The organism is Escherichia sp. WS1450 (genome assembly GCF_046487395.1).
GTDB classification, from domain to species: Bacteria; Pseudomonadota; Gammaproteobacteria; order Enterobacterales; family Enterobacteriaceae; genus Escherichia; species Escherichia coli.
Map to the genome: position 1 here is coordinate 1 of NZ_JBJQJO010000142.1, position 801 is coordinate 801.

Below are 801 nucleotides of genomic sequence, written 5' to 3' on the forward strand. Positions count from 1 at the left end.
CGATGAGGCAGCCTTTTGTCTTATTCAAAGGCCTTACATTTCAAAAACTCTGCTTACCAGGCGCATTTCGCCCAGGGGATCACCATAATAAAATGCTGAGGCCTGGCCTTTGCGTAGTGCACGCATCACCTCAATACCTTTGATGGTGGCGTAAGCCGTCTTCATGGATTTAAATCCCAGCGTGGCGCCGATTATCCGTTTCAGTTTGCCATGATCGCATTCAATCACGTTGTTCCGGTACTTAATCTGTCGGTGTTCAACGTCAGACGGGCACCGGCCTTCGCGTTTGAGCAGAGCAAGCGCGCGACCATAGGCGGGCGCTTTATCCGTGTTGATGAATCGCGGGATCTGCCACTTCTTCACGTTGTTGAGGATTTTACCCAGAAACCGGTATGCAGCTTTGCTGTTACGACGGGAGGAGAGATAAAAATCGACAGTGCGGCCCCGGCTGTCGACGGCCCGGTACAGATACGCCCAGCGGCCATTGACCTTCACGTAGGTTTCATCCATGTGCCACGGGCAAAGATCGGAAGGGTTACGCCAGTACCAGCGCAGCCGTTTTTCCATTTCAGGCGCATAACGCTGAACCCAGCGGTAAATCGTGGAGTGATCGACATTCACTCCGCGTTCAGCCAGCATCTCCTGCAGCTCACGGTAACTGATGCCGTATTTGCAGTACCAGCGTACGGCCCACAGAATGATGTCACGCTGAAAATGCCGGCCTTTGAATGGGTTCATGTGCAGCTCCATCAGCAAAAGGGGATGATAAGTTTATCACCACCGACTATTTGCAACAGTGCC

The 801-nt window shown here is 52.6% G+C and carries 1 protein-coding gene; it reads right to left on the reverse strand.

What is annotated here, in order from left to right:
* Positions 1–33: 33 nt before the first annotated feature.
* Positions 34–738 (reverse strand): IS6-like element IS26 family transposase, encoded by a 705-nt coding sequence (locus ACJHYR_RS27980; protein ID WP_001067855.1) that lies wholly within the window; start codon positions 736–738, stop codon positions 34–36.
* Between the last annotated feature and the right edge of the window lie 63 nt (positions 739–801).

Coding starts and splice junctions, on each gene's coding strand:
- ACJHYR_RS27980 (WP_001067855.1), bottom strand. CDS start 738: ATGAACCCATTCAAAGGCCGGCATTTTCAGCGTGACATCATTCTGTGG.